The organism is Ruegeria sp. CG11, from assembly GCF_056537245.1.
In genome coordinates this window covers 111,498-132,393 of sequence record NZ_JBQFRE010000008.1, presented here as the reverse complement: position 1 = coordinate 132,393, position 20,896 = coordinate 111,498, and the positions used below count along the sequence as shown (strand labels likewise).

Below are 20,896 nucleotides of genomic sequence, written 5' to 3'. Positions count from 1 at the left end.
TTCCCCATGACCACAGTTCTCAAGCTCAACGGGCTGAGCAAGCATTTCGGCCCGGTCATCGCCAATGATGATGTCAGCCTGACCCTGAACAAGGGTGAGGTTCTGGCCTTGCTGGGTGAAAACGGCGCGGGAAAGACCACGCTGATGAATATGCTGTTTGGGCATTATTTGCCCGATTCAGGGTCTATTGAAGTTGCTGATGAGGCGGGTGTTTTGCAGCCTCTGCCGCTGGGCCATCCGCAGGTGGCACTGGCCGCAGGTGTCGGCATGGTGCACCAGCATTTCACGCTGGCCGAGAATATCTCGGCTTTGGACAACATTACCTTGGGGGCCGAACCCTTGTTCGCCCTGCGCCGCAACCGGCGCGCAGCGCAACGCAAGGTCGAAGAAATCATTGCCCAAAGCGGCCTGACCGCGCCATTGGATACGCCGGTCGGGCGGTTGTCGGTGGGGGAACGTCAGCGGGTCGAGATCCTCAAGGCGCTCTATCGGCAGGCGCGGATTCTGGTGCTGGACGAACCCACCGCCGTGCTGACCCCGCAAGAGGCCGACACGCTGTTCGAAAACATCCGCATGATGACGGCCGAAGGGCTTTCGGTCATCTTCATCAGCCATAAACTGCGTGAGGTTCTGGCCTTTTCCGACCGGATCGCCGTGCTGCGCCACGGGCGGAAAGTGGGTGAAATGGCGACCTCTGAGGCCGATGAGAAATCCATTGCCCGGCTGATGGTCGGGGCGGATACACCGGAACTGGCAAGCGCTGCGATGGCGCCGGATGAGCCGGTACTGGCCCTGTCGGGCGTGTCGGTCACTGGCCGCTCCAAGCGCGATACGCTCAACGATGTGGACCTGACGGTGCACGCGCATGAAATCCTCGGGATTGCCGGGGTTTCGGGCAACGGTCAAAGCGGGTTGGCCAATGTGATTTCGGGCCTGACCCGACCTGAACAGGGTCTGATAAAGGTGAATGGCGCCGAAATCGGTGCTCCGAGCCCCTCGGCCATGGTGCAGGCGGGCGTTGGCCGCATTCCCGAAGATCGCCACCACGAAGGTATTGTCGGAGCGATGAGCGTCGCCGAGAACATGATCATCGAACGGCTGGATGACGCGGACGTGCAATCGCGCGGCCTGCTGCGGCGTGAAGCAATTGCAGAGAACGCCGAGCGTCTGGCCCAAGCCTATGACGTGCGCGGACCGGGTGTTGAGGCCCCGGCGCGGCTGCTGTCTGGCGGCAATATTCAGAAACTCATTCTGGCGCGCGTGTTCGATCGGTCGCCGAACCTGATCTTGGCCAACCAACCCACCCGCGGTCTCGATATGGGTGCCGCAGCCGAAGTTGGCCGCCGCCTGCTTGAGGCGCGCGAACGCGGCGCGGGTGTGGTGCTGATTTCCGAAGATCTGGACGAAATTCTGGGCCTTGCCGACCGGATCGTGGTGATCCGCGATGGTGAATTGCACGAGGCCCCCAGCCGCGACCGCGAACAGATCGGGCTGATGATGGCAGGAGAACCGGCATGATCCGCATCGAACCTCGTCAAACCCAATCGCGGACCTTCACGCTGGGCGTTCCTGTCCTTTCCGCCGTGATCGCGCTGGCGTTTGCGGCAATCCCGCTGCTGGCTGCTGGGGCGAACCCAATCCAAGCATACGCTGAGATGTTTCGCGGCGTGTTCGGCTCGGTTTTTGCCTTTTCCGAGGTGCTGACCCGCGCCACGCCGCTGATTTTCACCGGTTTGGCAGCCGCTTTGGCCTTCCGCGCGAAACTGTGGAACATCGGGGCCGAGGGGCAGCTTTATCTGGGGGCGATGGCTGCTGTGGCCATCGGGTCCGGCGCGCTGGATGTGCCCGGCATCCTGCTCTTGCCGCTGATTGTCCTGCTGGGCGCAGCGGCGGGGGCGGCGGGGATGGTTGCGCCCACGTACCTGAAAACCCGCTTCGGTGCAGATGAGGTGGTGACCACGCTGCTGCTGAATTTCATCATCCTGATCTTTGTGCAGATGATGCTGGAGGGGCCGTTGCAGGACCCGATGAGCTTGGGTTGGCCGCAATCAGCCCCTGTTCTGGATCAGGGAATGCTGCCGCCGTTGATGGATCGGATGCGGGTGCATTCCGGTCTGATTGTGGCTCTGATACTGGCCGGATTGGCCCAATTCATGCTGGCGCGCTCGGTCTGGGGGTTCCGGTTGCGGGCGGTGGGAGAGAACGCCGCCGCCGCGCGCCATGCGGGGATCAACGTGAACCGTTCGCTGTTTGGTGTCGCCATCCTGTCCGGAGGGTTGGCCGGTTTGGCTGGCGTCAGCGAGGTAGCCGGGCTTAAAGGTTATCTGACCGCCGATCTTTCGCCCGGCTTTGGTTATACCGGCATCGTTGTCGCGATGTTGGCAGGATTGTCGCCAGCAGGCGTGGTTATTGCCGCACTGTTCATTGCGTCTGTGTTTGTGGGCGCTGACAGCATGAGCCGCGCCATGGGCGTATCCTCGTTTCTGGCGGATCTGGTGGTGTCGGTCTCGCTGCTTTGCGTGCTGGTCGGCGGGTTCTTTGCCCGTTACCGGATTGTCCGGGCCAGCACCACGAGGGCCGCGTCATGATGGACATCCTCAACATTCTGGTCAGCGAAAGCTTTTGGGCGGCCTCCCTGCGTATCGCAACACCTTTGATCTTTGGCGTGCTGGGCGCGCTGATCTGCGAACGGGCAGGGGTGCTGAACCTCGGGATCGAGGGGATTTTCGTCGTCGGCGCCATGTGCGGCTGGATGGCGGTTTGGCTGGGTGCGGGCCTGTGGGGCGGGGTGCTGGTAGCTGCGCTGGCCGGAGCGTTTTTTGGCCTGTTGCACGCGATCCTGACGGTGCCCTTGGGCCTGTCGCAACACGTGTCAGGGCTCGGGATCACGCTGTTTGCCACCTCGGTCAGTTACTACACCTATCGTACGGCACTGCCGAACGTGTCATCGCCACCCCGGATCGAACCGTTTCAACCGCTGGACTTGCCAATATTGTCCGAATTGCCCTTTTTAGGGTCTGTTTTGTTTCAGCAAACGGCCCTCACCTGGCTGGCGCTGCTGATGGTGGCAGTGGTCTGGTACGTGATGAACCGCACCGCTCTGGGCGTGGCGATTAAGGCCGTGGGTGACAATCCGGACAGCGTCGATGCGCAGGGCTTGTCGGTCTACGGGTTGCGGATCGGGGCCATCGTTGCCGGGTCTGCCCTGATGGCGCTGGGCGGGGCCTTCCTGACCATGAGCGCCTTTGACGCGTTTTTCTTTGGCATGGTGAACGGACGCGGCTGGGTTTGTATCGCGCTGGTGATCTTTGCCAGTTGGCGGCCGGGCAAGGCGCTGCTGGGCGCGCTGCTGTTCGGTGCGTTCGACGCGCTGCAAGTACGGCTGCAAACCGAAATTGGCGCGCTGGTGCCCGGTCAGGTGTTCCTGATGGCGCCGTACATCCTGTCGATCATCGCGCTTGTGGTTGCCGCACGGTCGGCGGATTATCCGCGTGCACTGCTTACCCCCTGGTTCAAAGGCCAACGATAGGAGCCGCCATGTTTGATCTGATCGTCAAGAATGCCACCCTGCCCGATGGCCAGACCGGCGTGGACATCGCCTGCAAGGGCGGCAAGATCGCGGCTGTCGAGGCCGGGATCACCGCTGAGGCCCAGGAAGTGATCGACGCAAATGGGCAGCTGGTTTCCCCGCCCTTTGTTGATCCGCATTTCCACATGGACGCAACGCTTTCACTGGGCACGCCGCGGATGAATGTCTCGGGCACGTTGCTGGAAGGGATTGCGCTGTGGGGAGAGTTGAAGCCGATTCAATCCGTCGACGACATCATTGCCCGCGCGATGCGGTATTGCGATCTGGCGGTGTCGATGGGCATTGGCGCGATCCGCAGCCACGTGGACACCTGCGACAACGAGTTGAAGGGAGTGCAAGCCCTGCTACAGGTGCGTGAGCAGGTCAAAGATTACCTGGACCTGCAACTGGTGGCTTTCCCGCAGGATGGCGTGCAACGCGATCCAACCGCTTTGCAGAACACGATCCGCGCGCTGGACATGGGCGTGGATGTCGTTGGTGGCATACCGCATTTCGAGCGCGCGATGACCGACGGGGCCGACTCTGTGCGGCTGCTCTGCGAGATCGCGGCCGAGCGCGGGCTGATGGTCGATATGCATTGCGACGAAAGCGACGATCCGCTGAGCCGTCATATCGAAACGTTGGCCTTTGAAACCCAGCGTTTGGGCCTTCACGGCAGGGTTACGGGCTCGCACCTGACATCGATGCACTCGATGGACAACTACTATGTCTCCAAGCTGATCCCGCTGATGGTCGAGGCCGAGGTTCATGCCATTCCGAACCCGTTGATCAACATCATGCTGCAGGGACGGCATGACACTTATCCAAAACGCCGAGGCCAAACCCGTGTGCGTGAGCTGCGCGATGCCGGGATCACCGTGGGGTTCGGTTCGGATTGCATGATGGACCCGTGGTATTCGCTGGGGAAAGCCGACATGCTGGATGTGGCCTTTATGGGGCTGCATGTGGGGCAACTGTCCAGCCGCGCCGATATGGCGTGGTGTTTCGAGGCGGTCACCGAGAACTCGGCCAAGATCATGGGGCTCGAGGGGTACGGCGTCGCCAAGGGCTGTGCGGCGAATTTCGTGCTGCTACAGGCGGCCGACCCGATCGAGGCAATCCGGCTGCGCGCCCACCGGCTGGCGGTGGTGCGCAAGGGCCGCGTGATTGCACGATCAAACCTGGTCACCTGTGATCTGGCCCTGCCCACCGGGCAAAAAACACTGGACGAGGCGCGGGTACCATTTGCCTGATTCATGCTGATCGCACCGGGTTTGCCTTGGGTCCGTACGGCAACGCCGAATTGATCCAGCGGTCAGACAAGCTCGTTCTGCTGACGGGTTGAGCGCCGAGGCCCGGTGCCCGTATTTCGGGCATATGAACGTACATAAATATTAATTTCGTTAACCATTGCAGACTCAAAGGGGTCTGCTGTGCTAGGTCTGTCTCTGAAGTAAGGGGGCTTCAGAGGGGCGACATGTCTCAGGACCTTAGGGACTGGCTGGGCGCGCTTGGACTTTCTGAATACGCGCAAGCCTTTTTGGATAACAAAATTGATTTCGCAATTCTGCCCGATCTTACGGGCGAAGACCTGATCGAAATCGGAGTGACCGCTGTCGGAGACCGCCGCAGGCTACTGCGCGCGATTTCCGAACTTGAGACCGTTGAAACCGTTCAGCCCTACGAACCCGACACCCCACCCGAACCCGCCAAACGGCAGGTGACGGTGATGTTTGCCGACCTTACCGGATTTACCCGCCTGACCAGCGAGCTGGATGCCGAGGACATGCACGCGCTGCTGAACGCGTTTTTCGCCAAGGTGGATCACGTGGTCGAGAAATTCGGCGGCCGGATCGACAAGCATATCGGCGACGCGGTCATGGCCGTATTCGGGGCGCCGATTTCCCACACCAACGACACCGAACGCGCGGCCCGCGCGGCGCTGGAAATTCACGCGGTTCTGCCCAGCCTGAATCCGCCGGTTTCCTGCCATATCGGCATCGCCTCGGGGCAGGTGATCGCCAGCACCACCGGCAGCGAGGCGCATACGGAATACACGGTGACCGGCGATGGCGTGAACCTGGCCTCGCGCATCACTGACATGGCCGTACCGGGCGAAACCTTTGTCTCACACGACATTCAGCGCGCGTTAGGGCCGCTTTTTGTCGGCGAGAGCATGGGCAAGAAGGACATCAAGGGCCTGAATGAGCCGGTCGAGCTGTGGCGGCTGGACCGGCTGGCGCGCAACATTCGCTCGCGCCGTCACCGCTTTGTCGGGCGCGAGCGCGAGATGTCGTTGTTCTCGGCCACGTTTGACCGCTGCCAGCAGCATGGCAAAGGTGAGGTTCATATCGTTCTGGGGGAACCGGGGATCGGCAAGACACATCTTTCCGAACAAGTGGCCGAGATGGCCGGAGGCCTGAATTATTCGATCCACAATGGCGTCGTCATGGATTTTGGCACGCGCGAGGGGCACTCGGCCATTCAGTCCGTTGCGCGCAGTATTCTGGGGCTTGAGGCCGCAGATGACGCCGCCACCTGCGCTGCAATGGCGCAGGATGCGGTGGCAAAGGGCTGGGTTTCGCCCTCGAACGCCACCCATCTGAACGCGCTGCTGGAACTGGAGCAAGACCCCGGACTGGCCGAGGTCTATGCGGTGATGGATAACGCCACCCGTCTGCGTGGACGGCGGCAGGTGATTGACGAGTTGATCGCCGCGCGCAGCCGTGAAGCGCCGATGCTGATCCAAGTCGAGGATATCCACTGGGCCGCGCCGGATATTCTGACGGCCTGCGCCCATATCGCCGCCACCACGCGGGATTTGCCCTGCGTCCTGCTGATGACCAGCCGCGTCGAAGGCGACCCGATCAACCGTGAATGGCAGATGAGCACGGATGGTGCGCTGATCTCGAAACTGGAACTGGCGCCGATGGGCGAGGATCAGGCCCGGCAACTGGTCGAGGAGTTCACCGGCATCGACCCCGAGCTTCTGGACGCCTGCGTGCAGCGCGCCGGGGGTAATCCGCTGTTTCTGGAACAGCTCTTGCGCAATATCGACGTGCTGAAGCGCGAATCCGTTCCCGGCAGCATTCAGGGCATCGTGCAGTCGCGGCTGGATGCTCTGGACCGCTCCAGCCGTGCGGCGATTCAGGCGGCTTCGGTATTGGGCCAGCGGTTCTCGCCCGAGGTGTTGAACTTCATTCTGGGCGAGGGGCATCTGGATGTATCTACCCTAATCCGCTCGGCCCTGATCCGTGAGGCCGGGACCGATCTGATGTTTGCTCATGCGCTGATCCGCGACGGATCTTATGCGACGCTGGTCAAATCGGAACGCGCGCGGCTGCATCGTCAGGCTGCGAAATGGTTCGAAGACCGTGACGCCACCCTGCGGGCACAGCATTTGGATCGGGCCGGGGCCACCAACGCCGCGCAGGCCTATCTGGATGCCGCTGAGAACCTGATCCGGGCGTTCCAGTTCGACGATGCAAGTCCGCTGATCGAACGGGCGCTGGAACTACCCGCACCGTCTGGGGTGCGGTTCGATCTGTTCTGCGCACGGGGCGAGACGCACCGCTTGCAAGGTTTGTCGGATGACGCCTTGCGCGAATTCAAAGAGGCCGCAGATTTGGCCGAGACCGATGAACAGGTCAGCCGGGCCCATATCGGGTTGGCGCAGGCGGCGCGGCAGGCCAGCTTGTACAAGGACGCGCTGCAAAGCCTCGATACCGCCGAGGAAGCAGCAGAGCGCTGCGGGTCCGAAAGAGACATCGCCCAGATCAACTATGTGCGCGGCAATGTCTATTTCCCGCTGGGCCGGGTTGAGGACGCGATGCAGAGCAATGAAAAGGCTCTAACACTGGCCAGAAAGCTGGAATCGGCCCGGTTGGAGGTCGGGGCGCTCAGCGGATTTGGCGATGCCAATTTCATGAATGCCACGATGCAGACGGCCGCCGGGTTCTATACGCAGGCGGTCGAGCGTGCCCGCGAAAAGGGTCTGGTGCGGGATTTGGCGGCGAACCTGCACAACCTCAGCGTGGCGCGCAGCTATACCGGTGATGTGGCGCAGGGAAAGCGCGACGCACAGGAGGCCATCGAGGTTTCGCAGAAGTATTTTGCCTTTGTTCCGGAATGCGTGGCGCAGACCTGTCTGGGTGTGGCGCACACCTTTCTGGGCGAACTGGATCAGGCGCTTGAAACCTTCACCGTTTCCGCCGAGATCGCCAACCGCGTGGGTGCCAAGCGGCTAGAGGCGCAGGCGCTGGAGCATCTGGCCCGTACGCAGGTCTATGCAGGGCAGTTGGAACAGGCGCGTGCGACCGGTGAGCACGCTGTTGAGATTGCGTTGGAACACGGTCGCAATTTTGTGGGGCCAAAGGCGCTGTCAGCGCTGGCCATGGCCGAAACAGACCCTAACAAACAAGATCAGCACCTGAAACTGGGCGCTCAGATCATTGCCGAGGGCTGCGTGGGGCATAGCCATCTGCATTTCTATCCCGATGCCAGCGCCGTCATGCTGGCGCGGCAGGAATGGGATAGGGCCACGGAATACGCGGATGCTCTGGCCAAGTTCATTGCCGAAGAACCCTTGCCGATGGTCGATCTGTCGATTCAGCACGCAAAGGTACTGGCCGCGTGTGGCGGATGGGGCATTCCGATGTCCGCGCATGAAGACTTTGACGCGCTGGGCGCGCGGTTTTCTGAGATGGGAATTACGCAGTCCCTGGTCGGCAGCTGGACCACGTCATGAGAGGGGATGAATGAGCATCGAAAAGAAGGTTTGGTGGATTTCCGGTGCCCTGACCTTTGGTCTTGCGGTGCTGCTCTTCAGGCTTCTGGTCGCGCTGAACCATTTCGAAGGCGACCCGACCCAGCTTCCGGATCAGGCCTCAGTCGATGATTATCTGAAAAAACTGGGAAATGCGCCGGAATACCGGGTGAAGACCGGCATTTTCATCAAATCCTTCAGCTTTATCGGTGCCAGCGACGTGCATGTCAGCGGTTATATCTGGCAGCACTACGAAGACGGCATCCATGATGCGATCAAACCCGCCGAGGGCTAGGTGGGGTTCATCCTGCCCGAGGCTACCGATGCCGCAAATGGCCTGATCGAAGAGGTCTATCGCATGGACCAGAACGGGTCGGAACTGATCGGCTGGTATTTCGAACAGACCCTGCGGCAGAGCTTTGATTACACCAGTTACCCGTTCGACCACAAAACCGTCTGGGTCCGGTTCTGGCCCGGTGAGTTTGACGTTGATGTGGCTCTAATACCGGACTTTTGGGCCTATCCAGCCACCGGCCCCGAGGATATCTTTGGCATCGATCCGCGCATCGTCATGGGCACATGGGAGCGCGAGAACACCTATTTTGACTATCGTCAGTCCGATCTGGGTACCACGCTGGGTATCGGGGAAAACGAGTTTCAGACCAACTTGCCGGAACTGCACTATAACTTCGTCATCAAGCGGAACTTCGGGAATGCTTTCATCGTCCATATGATCCCGCTGATCGTGGTGACGATGTTGCTGTTCGGCGCGGTGATGACCGTCACCCGCCGCCCCAATCTGGTGGAACGGCACGATTTCAGCACCTCCAGCGTAATCGGCACCTGCTCGGTCCTGTTTTTCGTGATCCTGCTGGCTCATGTGCAACTGCGCGAAGGCTTTGCCGGATCGCCGGTGATCTACATGGAATCGTTCTTTTTCCTGATGTATTTCCTGCTGCTGGCGGTCTCGATCAACACCTACCTGTTCGCGTCCGAGGCGGTGCCCTCGCTGCGGTTCATCCACTACAAGGACAACCTGTACCCCAAGGCCGCGTTCTGGCCCTTTGTCCTGTTGTGCATGGTGGCGATCACGGCCTACAATCTCAGCCTCAAGACCGGGCCCGAGGACGAGGCCGTGATCGAGATTCAGAACTAGGCCGGCGGCTGATAACCCGGCTTGGGCGTGCCCGTGGCCATATCCAGCGTGTATTCGGCGACGACCTCGGATGTGCCCTGCTCCCACTGATCCAGATACTTGGTGGGATGCGCGATCACATAGGTATAGGCGGGTTTTTTCACGCCGTTGATCAGCACCTTGATCCGCTTGCGCACATAGACATTCTCGGGCGAGTCGGGACCGTGGTAACCTTCCAGCTTGTCCAGCTCTTTCATCCCGCTGGATGAGACGCGATAGACCTCACCTTTCACCGCTTTGCCACGGCCTTTCTGGTCGACCAGCGTGGCCATGCGGTGCAGGAAACCGCAGTTGGGGTTGTCGCAATGCGGCTCGTGCGGCACGATCAGGGGCATCCGTTGCCGGGTTATGGCCTCACCGACGAAATCATCCAGCACCTCGGTATGGGCATCGTGGTTCGGGAATCCCTTCTTGAGCGAGCCGTAGGTGAAGTAGAGATAGGTCTTTTCCCTATCCTCGATCAGATCGCTTTCGTCCTCTTCCTCCAACTCAGTCAGGGTGTGGGTGTTGGCCCAGTCGTCCAGCATCTCGACGATCTCTTCCGAGAGCTTGATGCCCCTGGTGTTGTTCGGATTCTGCAGGAAATGGATGCAGGAACTGGCGTCGATCCCGTCGGCCCCCAGCAGGATTTCCACCATTTCGACCGAGTTGTTCATCACCGCCACATGCAGGCTGGTAAATCCGTGGTCATTGCTGGCGTTGATGTTGATGCCCCGGTTGATCAGCGCCTGCGCGGCTTCAAGGTCGGGCTTGCCCAGATCCACCCCGTCATCCTTCAGCTCACCTTGGCCGCCAGCCGCATAGTGCAGCAACGTGTCGCCGTTGCTGTCATCGACGATGTCGATCCCGGCCATGCCGTTGTCGATGGCCTGGAACACCCGTCCCCATTGCGCGAAATTGTCCGAGGCGGCGGCCTCTTGCGCCCATTTACAGATGTTGTGTTCCTGATCGGCCAGTTCCTCGAAGGCTTCGTCCAGCACCTCCATGATCTGGTCCGGGGTGGCCATCATGCCGATCCCCATCCTGCCGTTGGACAGCCGCCCCTTGCGCGGGCCGACTAGATCAATGCCCAGATCGCGCAACTTTTCCACGTTTCGCTGGGTAGTGACGTTGTTCCACATATTTGTGTTGCAGGCCGGGCAAAGGATCGCCGGCTTGTTCCGGTACTGCCACGCCACAAACACCGAGGACAGCAGGTTGTCTGCAATCCCGTTGGCGATCTTGCCCATCGTGTTGCAGGTCACCGGAGCGACAATTACGCAATCGGCCCAGTCGCACAGCGCCAGATGCGAGGCGCGCAGGGGCATTCCGAACTCGATATAGCGAAAGTTCCATTCGTCATCGTCGCGGTAATAGTCGTTGTGCGAGATACATTTCTCGATCCGCTCGGTGCCGAAATCGCGAAAGAATTTCTCGGCCGAGATCGAGGGGATCAGTTTCACGTTGTGACCGGCCTTGGTGATCCGTTCCACCAGTTCCGGCACCTTGTCCGCCGCCGATGATCCGCAGGCACATAGCAGCACATTGCGCTTTTCGGTGGGGGCATCGGTCAGCCCGCCCTTGGGATAGCCAAAGATGTTCTTGTCCAGGCTGGGGGATTCATGGCGCAGCAGAACCGGCAGCCCGGCCTCGTGCACCCGTTCCTGCAAATGCCCTTTCAGGATCATGTCGACAATATCGGTGCGTCGGCCCAAGCATTCGCCCTGAAAGAACAGGTAAGGCGGTTTTTCCTTGCCGGTCAGCACGTTCAGCTGCCGCCGCATCTTCATCACATTGGCCCCGTGGCCTTCGATGTCGATCAGCTTGACGCTGGTGATGCCGATATTGGCCAGAATACTGCGCAGCATATAGGACCACGGGTCTTCATCCGCATAGAACATGACGATCGGGTGGTTCGCCACGATGCGGGCGACGTCGGTCGGGTCTTCGGGCGGCTCATGCTCTTCGATCACCAGCATCGCCGGGTTCTTGAGGTCGCGCAAACCGCGGAAGATATGCCCGCGTGGAGCCTGCCAAACCTGCGAGGTGGCGGGGCTCATGTCCACCACGGTCACCAGATCGCTTTCCTCGTCATAGGCGATGCAGAGGCACCAGAACTCTTCCAGCAGCGCGGTTTCGCGATACACGTTCTCGGGCGGACGGATGACTTCGAACCCCAGCACGCGGTTGAAGTCGATATTGATCATCAGGTGCCGGTCCTGATCGTCGTTCAGGCTGCGCAGCTTGTCGCGGAACCAATCCTCGGGTGACTTGTCGCCTTGACCCCTGCGGGTGGCAAAGCCATGGAAAGTACTGCCAAGATGCACGTCGGGCGACTGGCTGAGATAGCGCTGCGCCAGCGCGTGCATCTCTTTTGCGGTGGATACCCGGCTGAGCGCATCGGTGAAATTGGTTTGCGTTGCAATCAGCAGCTTGTCTTCATCGACCTGCGCATCGCCCAGAATCGCAAGGCTTTCGGCCAGCACCCCCAGTGAGTTCATGTTCGGGCTGGCCCGCCGGAACAGGTTGCGCCGTTTCTTGGGGTCTTTGGCCAGATATTGCGTGCTGTCGACATAGTTGCAGTCCTGCTGCAACGTCTGCAGGTTGGTTTTCACCGCCTCGCGCGCCGAGAACCGCAGGATACCCCGCGACCGCATCGAGGTTCCGTCGCGATCCGACATCCCGGCCCAGATACGATCCACCGTGGTCACCCACAGCTTGCCGTATTTCTCGGGGTGCACGTCCATCATGTGCACCAGCCCGGTGCTGGGGTTACATTTGGCGATGATGGCAAAATGCCCGCCCGGCAAGTTCGGTTTGCCATGGGCAACGCCGACCTGGAAATTCGCCACCAGAATGTCGTTGTCGCCGCCCAGCCGGTTGGATTCGTCAATCGCTTCCAGCAACAACTCGACCGAGGTGGTGGCCTCATCCATGAAATAGGCCTGAACCTGCACTTTTTCGCGCAGTCCTTGCGAGTGAATGAAGGTACAGGCAACGTCATAAAGCTCACCCAGCGAGATACCGTCATTTACGACGAATGAGGTTGGCAGGCCGCATTCGCGGAAGATGTCGTTGACCTCGCAGCTGAATCCCAGCGCCGACATGCTGAGCGCCGCTGCTGTGACACTGCAGCAATTTATGGGCTGCTGGAAGTTTTGCAGATGCACGCTGACCAGATCACCGAACAGGGTGTCGTAACAGGCCTCGCGGATCTTGGTCGGAATTTCGAACCAGTGGTTGCTGGACAGGTAGGCTAGCTTGGTGCCGGGCGTGGCCAGCGCCTCGAGGCTGACGGGGATGTCAAAAATCTCAAGATGTTCTTCGTAGAAATAATCGCCGGTATCGGCGGTGGCCAGAACCTTTCCGTCCTGGCGCAGCTGCACCTCGCCGTCCAGTACAACATACATGCCCCGCGAAGGCAGAACCGTTTCCTCGGACACTTCGAAACACTCGAAATGCGGCCTGATGGCTGACGGGTCATCCGCCGGCAGGATATCCTGTATCAATGCCCATTCGGGTTCGGTTGGAGTAAAGGAAATGGTGTTTTCAATTGGGTCCTTAGGCACGTCTGTTCCCCCCTGAACTTAGCCATGAAACGCATAAAAAACCAACGCTGTATCTGGTGCCTGCGTCAGGCTGCGGTGGTCATACGGAATTTCATGACCGGCCCGACGGGGCGTTCTGCGCTGGCCGGGCCGCGCGGCCGCAGGAAATTGTGCGAACAAATGGGCCCAATTGGCTGTACCGTAGCTTATTCGGACACAAAAATCACGGATGTTGTTGATTTGACTATGCGAGTTTCAACGAGCCCGACCCTAAGCCAGCCCGAGCTTTGATGTCAGCCTTTGCCCGCCCCGGACTCGGAAAGCTCTACTTGCTGACACCGGTGCCGCGTCGGCTCCCAGGCGGTTGCGGTGCACATGGCACGGATCGCATGAGACATGATGACGAAAACATCGTCAAAGTGACGTAACTTTCGGCGTTTTCGTCAAGATACCCCCTGCGGATCGAACAGCCCGCGCCCCATACTTTCCATAAACGTAAGAGGAGGCGCGTTTTGAGCTGGAACATTTGTGTCATAGGGGCAGGCAAAATCGGTCAGATGATCGCTAGCCTGCTGCAATCATCCCCCAATTACTCGGTCACCGTGGCGGACCGCGACTTGGCCGCATTGTCGGTGCTCAACAAGCAGGGAATTGCGACCCGGCAGATTGATGTGGGGGATGAAGCGCAACTGGCGCAGGGGCTGGCCGGGTTCGACGCCGTAATCTCGGCAGCGCCGTTCTTTCTAACGCCCAAAATAGCCAAGGCCGCCAAGACAGCAGGCGCACATTACTTTGATCTGACCGAAGATGTTGCGGCCACCAATGCTGTGCGTGAACTGGCCGAGGACAGCGACACCGCCTTTATGCCGCAATGCGGTCTGGCGCCGGGCTTTGTCGGCATCGCTGGGGCGGCGCTGGCGTCGGAATTCGACGAACTCGACAGCCTGCATATGCGCGTTGGCGCTCTGCCGCTTTATCCGACCAATGCGCTGAAATACAACCTGACATGGTCCACCGACGGGCTGATCAACGAATACTGTAACCCCTGTGATGCTATCGTGAATGGCGAACGTGTGAAAACCGCGCCGCTGGAAGACTATGAGGTGTTGGGCCATGACGGGGTGGAGTATGAATGCTTCAACACGTCCGGCGGTCTGGGCACCTTGCCGGAAACGCTGGAAGGGAAGGCGCGGGCGGTGTCCTACCGTTCGATCCGCTATCCCGGCCATTGCGATATCCTGAAGCTGCTGCTCAAGGATCTGGGTCTGGAACGCCGTCGCGATCTGCTGAAGGACATCTTTGAAACCGCGCTGCCGCGCACCGATCAGGATGTGGTGCTGGTCTATTGCACCGCCAAAGGCACGATCGACGGTGCGCTGCGCGAGAAATCCCTGATCAACAAGAGCTTTGCCCGTGAGATCAACGGACAGGTCTGGAGCGCTATTCAGGTCACCACCGCCGCAGGCGTTCTGGGTGTGGTCGATCTGATGCGTACCGGCGCTCTGCTCAGCACGGGCTTTGTCCGGCAGGAACAGGTGAACCTGTCCGATTTCCTCAACACCGAATTTGGCCGGCTCTATCGCGCCGGTGACGTAACCCAACAGAACAAGGCGGCCTGAGATATGAAAGACATCGTGATGACTGCGCAAACCACCCTCGAAAATCTGGACCTGACCGAGGCTGAGCTGACCGGAGGCACTCTGGCCGTTCGGTCCCCCATCGACGGCAGCCTGCTGGCCGAGGTGCATGAAACGCCCGTCGACGAGATGGATGCGTTATTTGCTCGCTCCAAAGCGGCGTTCAAAGCATGGCGCACGGTTCCGGCCCCGCGCCGGGGCGAGTTGATCCGCCTGCTGGGCGAGGAACTGCGCGCCGCCAAGGACGATCTGGGCGCACTGGTCAGCTGGGAGGCGGGCAAAATCACGTCCGAAGGCCTGGGCGAAGTGCAGGAGATGATCGACATCTGCGATTTTGCCGTTGGCCTGTCGCGGCAGCTATATGGCCTGACCATCGCATCCGAGCGTCCCGGTCACCGGATGATGGAGACTTGGCACCCTGCCGGTCCGGTGGGGGTGATCTCGGCCTTCAACTTCCCGGTTGCGGTCTGGTCGTGGAACGCGGCATTGGCGCTGGTCTGTGGGGATACCGTGATCTGGAAACCGTCCGAGAAAACCCCGCTGACCGCGATGGCCTGCCAGAAAATTTTTGAACGCGCACTGGCCCGGTTTGGCGATGCGCCTGACCACTTGTTGCAGACCCTGATCGGCGGTGCTGCGCTGGGCGAGGCGCTGGTGGCCAGCGAGGACGTGCCGGTCATCTCGGCCACGGGCTCGACCCGTATGGGTCGCGCTGTTGCGCCCATCGTGGCGCAGCGGTTCGGCAAGTGCATTCTGGAGCTGGGCGGTAACAACGCAATGATCGTCGGCCCCTCGGCCGATCTGGAAATGGCAGTACGGGCGATCGTGTTCTCGGCTGTGGGGACCGCCGGTCAGCGCTGCACCACGCTGCGCCGCCTGATCGTGCACAAATCGATCCGCGCGGAACTGGTGAGCCGTCTGAAGAAAGCCTATGCCGGTCTGCCCATCGGCAATCCGCTGGATGAGGGTACGTTGATCGGCCCGCTGGTGGACGAAGCCTCGGGTGCGGCCATGACGGCCGCGTTGAAAGCGGCTGAAGCCGATGGTGGCACCGTGTTTGGCGGCAACCGGGTGACCGAAGATGTGCCCGCTGGCGTTTACATGCAGCCTGCCATCGTCGAGATGCCCGGCCAGACCGCGACGGTGAAGACCGAGACCTTTGCCCCGATCCTCTACGTGATGGAGTATGGTGATTTCGACGATGCCATCGAGATCCAGAACGACGTACCGCAGGGCCTGTCCTCCTGTGTGTTCACGCTGAACATGCGCGAGGCCGAGCAGTTCCTGACCGCAGCCGGGTCGGATTGCGGTATCGCCAACGTCAATATCGGGCCTTCGGGGGCCGAGATCGGTGGCGCCTTTGGTGGTGAAAAGGAAACCGGTGGCGGGCGTGAAAGTGGTTCGGACGCGTGGAAGGCCTATATGCGGCGTCAGACCAATACCGTGAACTACTCGGCCGAGCTGCCGCTGGCGCAAGGCGTCAAGTTCGATATCTGATCATACGGCCCGGCGGCTGCAGAAGCGCCGCCGGGTCAATCCGCAAACAGGTAGTCCAGCCGCATCACGGCTTGTGCCGTGTCTTGTGAGACACCCAGAAACTCGGCCACGGCGGCCTCGTTCTTGGTGCGCGGGCTGGATTCCCGAATACGCAAATACCCGTCAAACCCTGCGCCCCGGATCAGTTCGGATTCGTAGCTGATAGAATTGCGCAGCGTCGGCACAAGTCGCGCAACCCTCGCGGTTGGGCTGTTTTCACCGGCCAGGCCAACCCTGCGGGCGTGACCGATCAGGTATTCGTCGGAATATTCACACTCGATTTCCAGAACGTGGGTCTTGGCCTGATCGGCGCAGAAATCCTGAATGATGTCCAGATTGCCCGGGTCCACGCAGATCACCAGCTTGTCGGTCTCGAAGTGGTCGAACAACATCCGCACCACTGCTCGCCGGTGGCGCGAGCGTTTGAGCAGCGTCGTCTCGATCCCGCCGAGATCGGGCAGGGGAGTTTCTTCTTCGTTGAACAGGTATTCGACGCAGGGAATATCCGTTTCGGAAGTGATCTGATCGACCAGACGTTTGGCTACGTGCCATTTCTTGCAGGCGATCAGGAAAATCTCGCGCTCGGGGCCCAGCGTATTACCGGCCTCCCAGAAGCGCCGCCCGAACCGGCGGCCAACCCGCCCGCGCCCGGTCAGGAAACCATAGAGGTTGCGACCTTCATCCGAGATTTTGAACTCGACCCCTTCGCTGGCGTACAGCTTGCCCAGTCGCTCTTTCAGCTCATGCGCCTCGGGGCTGATTTTGCGGGCGAACAGATAATCCTGCCCCAGCAGCATGTCATAATGGTCGTTGTAGAAGGTCACCGGCATCCCGTAATCCGAGAACATCAGGAAGGTCGGAGTGCGGTTTTCAATCTCTTCCTTCGGGATCAGGTGCCGGACGAGGGTCTGAAAGAAGGTTTCATCCGGAATCCAGGTGGTCGAGAAAAAGCGTTTCACATCCGGGCGCTGTTGCAGAAAGTCGAGGATCATCTCGACCGTGAGGCGACGCAGGCACCACCACTGGCTGCCGATCATGACCTGAATATCCGCCGGGATGTCGCGGGTTAGGCCAAAGCGTTTCTGCAGGTCGTATGAGATGTAGAACAGCTTGCTCTGGGTGCGTTCATTGAAGAAATGGCGATAGATCAGCCGGTCGTCCTTCATGCCGGTCTTGATCCAGTTGCTGGCAAAGAAATCGTGGCTCTCGACAAAGTCCTTGTCGTTTTCGGCCAGAAACCGATGGGCGTATTCGGCCGTTTTGATCGCCATGCAGTCGCCGGACAGCATGTAGAAATGCGTGGCGCGGGGAAAGGCAACCACCGCAGCCTGCAGGGCATTCAGCGTTGCCTGAACCAAAGACCACTCGCCCCAGCCGCATTTGATGCGTTTTGCCGCGAAGGTGACATTCGGATTGTCCTTCAGGGCGGTGCGGATACTGTCATAAGCCGCAGCGCTGGCCCGCGCATCAAAGTGAATGGCCATGCAGTCCCCGGCAGCGGTCAGTTGCTCGGCCTGGGCAATGATCGCCTTGGGGTCTTTGTGGCACAAAAGAATATAGGCAATCTTTGCCATATCGTATCTGTGAAGTCCGTTTTAGCCTGTTTGATCCGTGATACTGAGGAAGAGCGATTGAATAAACAGAATATTTTTGGTTCTTTGGCTACAAAAGCAGGCGTGTTTATCGAGTTTTGACCTGTTAAGGAGGCGCAACATATGGGTTTTCCCGGCACCTGGATGACCGAAAGTGAAAGCATGGTTTACCGTGTCGTGCCGAAATGCGCCTGCTCAACCATCGGGCAGATCATGTATTACTCGGATCATGGCCGGTTTTTTGACGGCGATATCCACGACGCAAAAGACGGGATGCACAAATGGGCGTTCGACCATAGTCAAGATCGCATTTCGGGCAATATCCGCAACCATGCGTCCTATTCCTTTACCTGCGTGCGCAATCCCTACACGCGGATTCTGAGCTCGTTCTTCGACAAGATCTGCGGCATTCAGCGGAACGGGAAACGCTATCGCGGCAATCTGGTCCCGACGCTGATCTACAATTACGGGATCGAAGTGGGGGGCGATGACGGCAAGGGCGAGTTCGACCAGATCGCCAGCTTCCGCCGCTTTCTTCTGTTCGCACGGGATACGATCCGCTGGCGCAGGCCGATGGACCCCGACATCCACTGGTCTGCCATGTCAGGTCATGTCTCGACCTTCATCGTAAATGGTGGGCGGTATGACAGGATTTTCTGGACCGAGAAGTTCAACGACGGGATGCAGGGTGTTCTGGACAATCTGGACACGCCGCACGCGGTGAACCTGACAGACATCCCCCGGTTCAACGAATCCGAGGGCCACGGCCCCAAGCGCGCTCATCCGGTCGAGGATTACTTCGACGATCTGTCGATGCATCTGGTCTATGAGATCTACAAACAGGATTTCGAGCTGTTCAAATACGATTTCGAAAATCCGGCAAACAAGATGCCAACCGGTGAAATTGATCTGGATGAGGTTCACGCCAAACTCGGCGACTGACCCCGCCTCAGAGCGCTCCCGCCCATCGTCAATGTCTCTGACGAGACATCTCCTCAGGTTGGGCCCGGCGCCGCGCTTTGCGCGGCGCCGGGCCCAAGACCGAACGTGGCATTGGCGGAGCCGATGGTGCGTTTCGGGCGCGGGGGCCCTTTGACGCTTGAAGGAACCGGCCCCAATCAGGAACCGGTTCATATCGCTCAGACCTGACGTACGGCGCCTTTGGCGGCGCTGGTGGTCAGTTTGGCATAGGCCTTGAGTGCCGTGGACACCTTGCGCTTGCGCGGCTCGGCTGGTTGCCAGCCCTTTTCGTCCTGTTCTTCCCGGCGCGCGGCCAGTTCTTCGTCGGACACGGCCAGGTGGATCGAACGGTTGGGGATGTCGATCTCGATCTTATCACCCTGGCGCACCAATCCGATCTCACCGCCCTCGGCGGCCTCTGGTGAGACGTGGCCGATCGACAGACCCGAGGTGCCGCCCGAGAAACGACCGTCGGTCAGCAGGGCGCAGGCTTTGCCCAGCCCTTTGGATTTCAGGTATGAGGTCGGGTACAGCATCTCTTGCATCCCCGGACCGCCGCGCGGGCCTTCGTAGCGGATGACAACCACGTCGCCTGCTTCGACCTTGCCGGTCAGGATGTCGTTGACTGCCTGATCCTGGCTTTCGCAGACATAGGCCGTGCCAGTGAAGGTCAGGCTGGCCGGATCGACGCCTGCGGTTTTCACGATGCAGCCGTCGCGGGCGATATTGCCGAACAGAACCGCCAGACCGCCGTCCTGACTGAAGGCGTGCTCTTTGCTGCGGATCACGCCGCCCTCGCGGTCGGTGTCCAGTTCCTTGTAGCGGTTCGACTGGCTGAACGCCTGCGTGGTGCGAACGCCACCCGGCGCGGCCTTGAACAGGTCTTGCGCCTTGGGGTTGTTGGCGACCTTGATGTCCCAGTTGGCGATGGCCTCACCCATCGTACCCGAATGCACCGTGCTGCAATCTTCGTGCAGCAACCCGGCGCGGCCAAGTTCTCCGAGGATCGAGAAGATACCACCGGCGCGGTGGACGTCCTCCATATGCACATTCTCGGTGTTCGGCGCGACTTTGCACAGGCACGGCACTTTGCGGCTAAGCCGATCCATGTCTGCCATGGTGAAATGCACCTCGCCCTCATGGGCGATAGCCAGCAAGTGCAAAACAGTGTTGGTTGAGCCGCCCATCGCGATATCCAGGCTCATTGCGTTCTCAAATGCTTCGAACGTAGCGATTTCGCGGGGCAGGAAGCCCTTTTCATTCAGGTCATAGTGGCGCTTGGTGATCTCGACGATCCGGCGACCGGCCTCAAGGAAGAGCTCTTTGCGGTCCGCGTGTGTCGCCAAGGTCGAACCGTTGCCCGGCAGTGCCAGACCCAGCGCTTCGGCCAGACAGTTCATCGAGTTCGCTGTGAACATCCCCGAGCACGACCCGCAGGTGGGGCAGGCGTTTTCTTCGATATGTTTGACCTGCTCATCGGTGTAGTGGTCGTCGGCGGCAGCAACCATTGCATCAACCAGATCGATTTTCTTGACGTCCAGATCGGCGATATCGATCTTGCCGGCCTCCATCGGGCCGCCCGAAACAAAGATCGCCGGGATGTTCAGACGCATGGCGGCCATCAGCATGCCGGGGGTGATCTTATCGCAGTTCGAGATGCAGACCATGGCATCGGCACAATGGGCGTTGACCATGTATTCCACCGAATCCGCGATTACTTCGCGCGAGGGCAGAGAATACAGCATGCCGTCATGGCCCATGGCGATGCCGTCATCCACCGCGATGGTGTTGAATTCCTTGGCCACACCGCCCGCGGCCTCAACCTCGCGCGCGACCATCTGGCCCAGATCCTTCAGGTGCACGTGACCCGGCACGAACTGGGTGAACGAGTTGACGATGGCGATGATAGGCTTGCCGAAATCGCTCTCGGTCATGCCTGTGGCGCGCCACAGGCCGCGGGCACCGGCCATGTTGCGGCCATGAGTGGAAGTTCTGGATCGGTACATTGGCATGATGCTGTTTCCCTTTTGCCCCGGTTGCGATATGCGGGATATGTGCGTTATAGCGCACGTACCACATGTGCGCTATAACGCACAAGGGGATTCGAAAGACGATT

General features: G+C 60.0%; 13 protein-coding genes. 10 read left to right on the top strand and 3 right to left on the bottom strand.

Translation table 11 applies throughout. The annotated features are described in order from the left end of the window. Positions 1 to 6: 6 nt before the first annotated feature. From ACR0KW_RS16685 to ACR0KW_RS16655, 7 genes are all read left to right on the top strand, one after another. Positions 7 to 1,518 (top strand): ABC transporter ATP-binding protein, encoded by a 1,512-nt coding sequence (locus ACR0KW_RS16685; protein ID WP_480806009.1) that lies wholly within the window; start codon positions 7 to 9, stop codon positions 1,516 to 1,518. Then, a complete protein-coding gene (locus ACR0KW_RS16680) occupies positions 1,518 to 2,588 on the top strand; it encodes an ABC transporter permease (RefSeq protein WP_437436619.1) in 1,071 nt (356 codons plus the stop codon). Before ACR0KW_RS16685 ends, ACR0KW_RS16680 begins: the two co-directional genes overlap by 1 nt. Further along, complete coding sequence (locus ACR0KW_RS16675) at positions 2,588 to 3,529, top strand: ABC transporter permease (protein ID WP_480806021.1); 942 nt, start codon at positions 2,588 to 2,590, stop codon at positions 3,527 to 3,529. Before ACR0KW_RS16680 ends, ACR0KW_RS16675 begins: the two co-directional genes overlap by 1 nt. Before the next feature lie 8 nt (positions 3,530 to 3,537). Beyond that, positions 3,538 to 4,821, top strand: coding sequence for an amidohydrolase family protein (locus tag ACR0KW_RS16670; RefSeq protein ID WP_480806008.1), 1,284 nt, complete (start codon positions 3,538 to 3,540; stop codon positions 4,819 to 4,821). A 224-nt stretch (positions 4,822 to 5,045) separates the two neighbouring features. Beyond that, positions 5,046 to 8,315: an adenylate/guanylate cyclase domain-containing protein gene (locus tag ACR0KW_RS16665; protein WP_480806007.1), complete on the top strand. Its 3,270-nt coding sequence runs from the start codon at positions 5,046 to 5,048 to the stop codon at positions 8,313 to 8,315. 10 nt (positions 8,316 to 8,325) lie between these two features. After that, the gene (locus ACR0KW_RS16660; RefSeq protein ID WP_480806006.1) at positions 8,326 to 8,628 is read left to right on the top strand and encodes a hypothetical protein; all 303 of its coding nucleotides are present in this window, start codon (positions 8,326 to 8,328) and stop codon (positions 8,626 to 8,628) included. Next, the gene (locus ACR0KW_RS16655; protein WP_480806005.1) at positions 8,629 to 9,489 is read left to right on the top strand and encodes a hypothetical protein; all 861 of its coding nucleotides are present in this window, start codon (positions 8,629 to 8,631) and stop codon (positions 9,487 to 9,489) included. Here ACR0KW_RS16655 and ACR0KW_RS16650 read toward each other — a convergent pair. After that, a complete protein-coding gene (locus ACR0KW_RS16650) occupies positions 9,486 to 13,076 on the bottom strand; it encodes a flavoprotein (protein ID WP_480806004.1) in 3,591 nt (1,196 codons plus the stop codon). The genes ACR0KW_RS16655 and ACR0KW_RS16650 overlap by 4 nt on opposite strands. Positions 13,077 to 13,567: 491 nt before the next feature. On the opposite strand from ACR0KW_RS16650, the gene ACR0KW_RS16645 reads away from it, so the two are divergent. Together ACR0KW_RS16645 and amaB are read left to right on the top strand one after the other, a co-directional pair. Continuing rightward, positions 13,568 to 14,674 carry a saccharopine dehydrogenase family protein gene (locus tag ACR0KW_RS16645; RefSeq protein ID WP_480806003.1) on the top strand — a complete coding sequence of 369 codons (1,107 nt, stop codon included), beginning with the start codon at positions 13,568 to 13,570 and terminating at the stop codon, positions 14,672 to 14,674. Positions 14,675 to 14,692: 18 nt separating this feature from the next. Further along, complete coding sequence (amaB, locus tag ACR0KW_RS16640; protein ID WP_480806020.1) at positions 14,693 to 16,189, top strand: L-piperidine-6-carboxylate dehydrogenase; 1,497 nt, start codon at positions 14,693 to 14,695, stop codon at positions 16,187 to 16,189. 35 nt (positions 16,190 to 16,224) lie between these two features. On the opposite strand, the gene ACR0KW_RS16635 is transcribed toward amaB, so the two are convergent. Further along, on the bottom strand, positions 16,225 to 17,802 hold the full coding sequence (locus ACR0KW_RS16635; protein WP_480806002.1) for a DUF5928 domain-containing protein: 1,578 nt from the start codon (positions 17,800 to 17,802) through the stop codon (positions 16,225 to 16,227). Positions 17,803 to 17,943: 141 nt separating this feature from the next. Here ACR0KW_RS16635 and ACR0KW_RS16630 point away from each other — a divergent pair, with 141 nt between their 5' ends. Continuing rightward, the gene (locus ACR0KW_RS16630) at positions 17,944 to 18,762 is read left to right on the top strand and encodes a sulfotransferase family protein (protein ID WP_480806001.1); all 819 of its coding nucleotides are present in this window, start codon (positions 17,944 to 17,946) and stop codon (positions 18,760 to 18,762) included. 197 nt (positions 18,763 to 18,959) lie between these two features. Here ACR0KW_RS16630 and ilvD read toward each other — a convergent pair whose 3' ends face one another. Beyond that, entirely contained in the window at positions 18,960 to 20,792 is a 1,833-nt protein-coding gene (gene ilvD, locus ACR0KW_RS16625) for a dihydroxy-acid dehydratase (RefSeq protein ID WP_480806000.1), read from the bottom strand. Between the last annotated feature and the right edge of the window lie 104 nt (positions 20,793 to 20,896).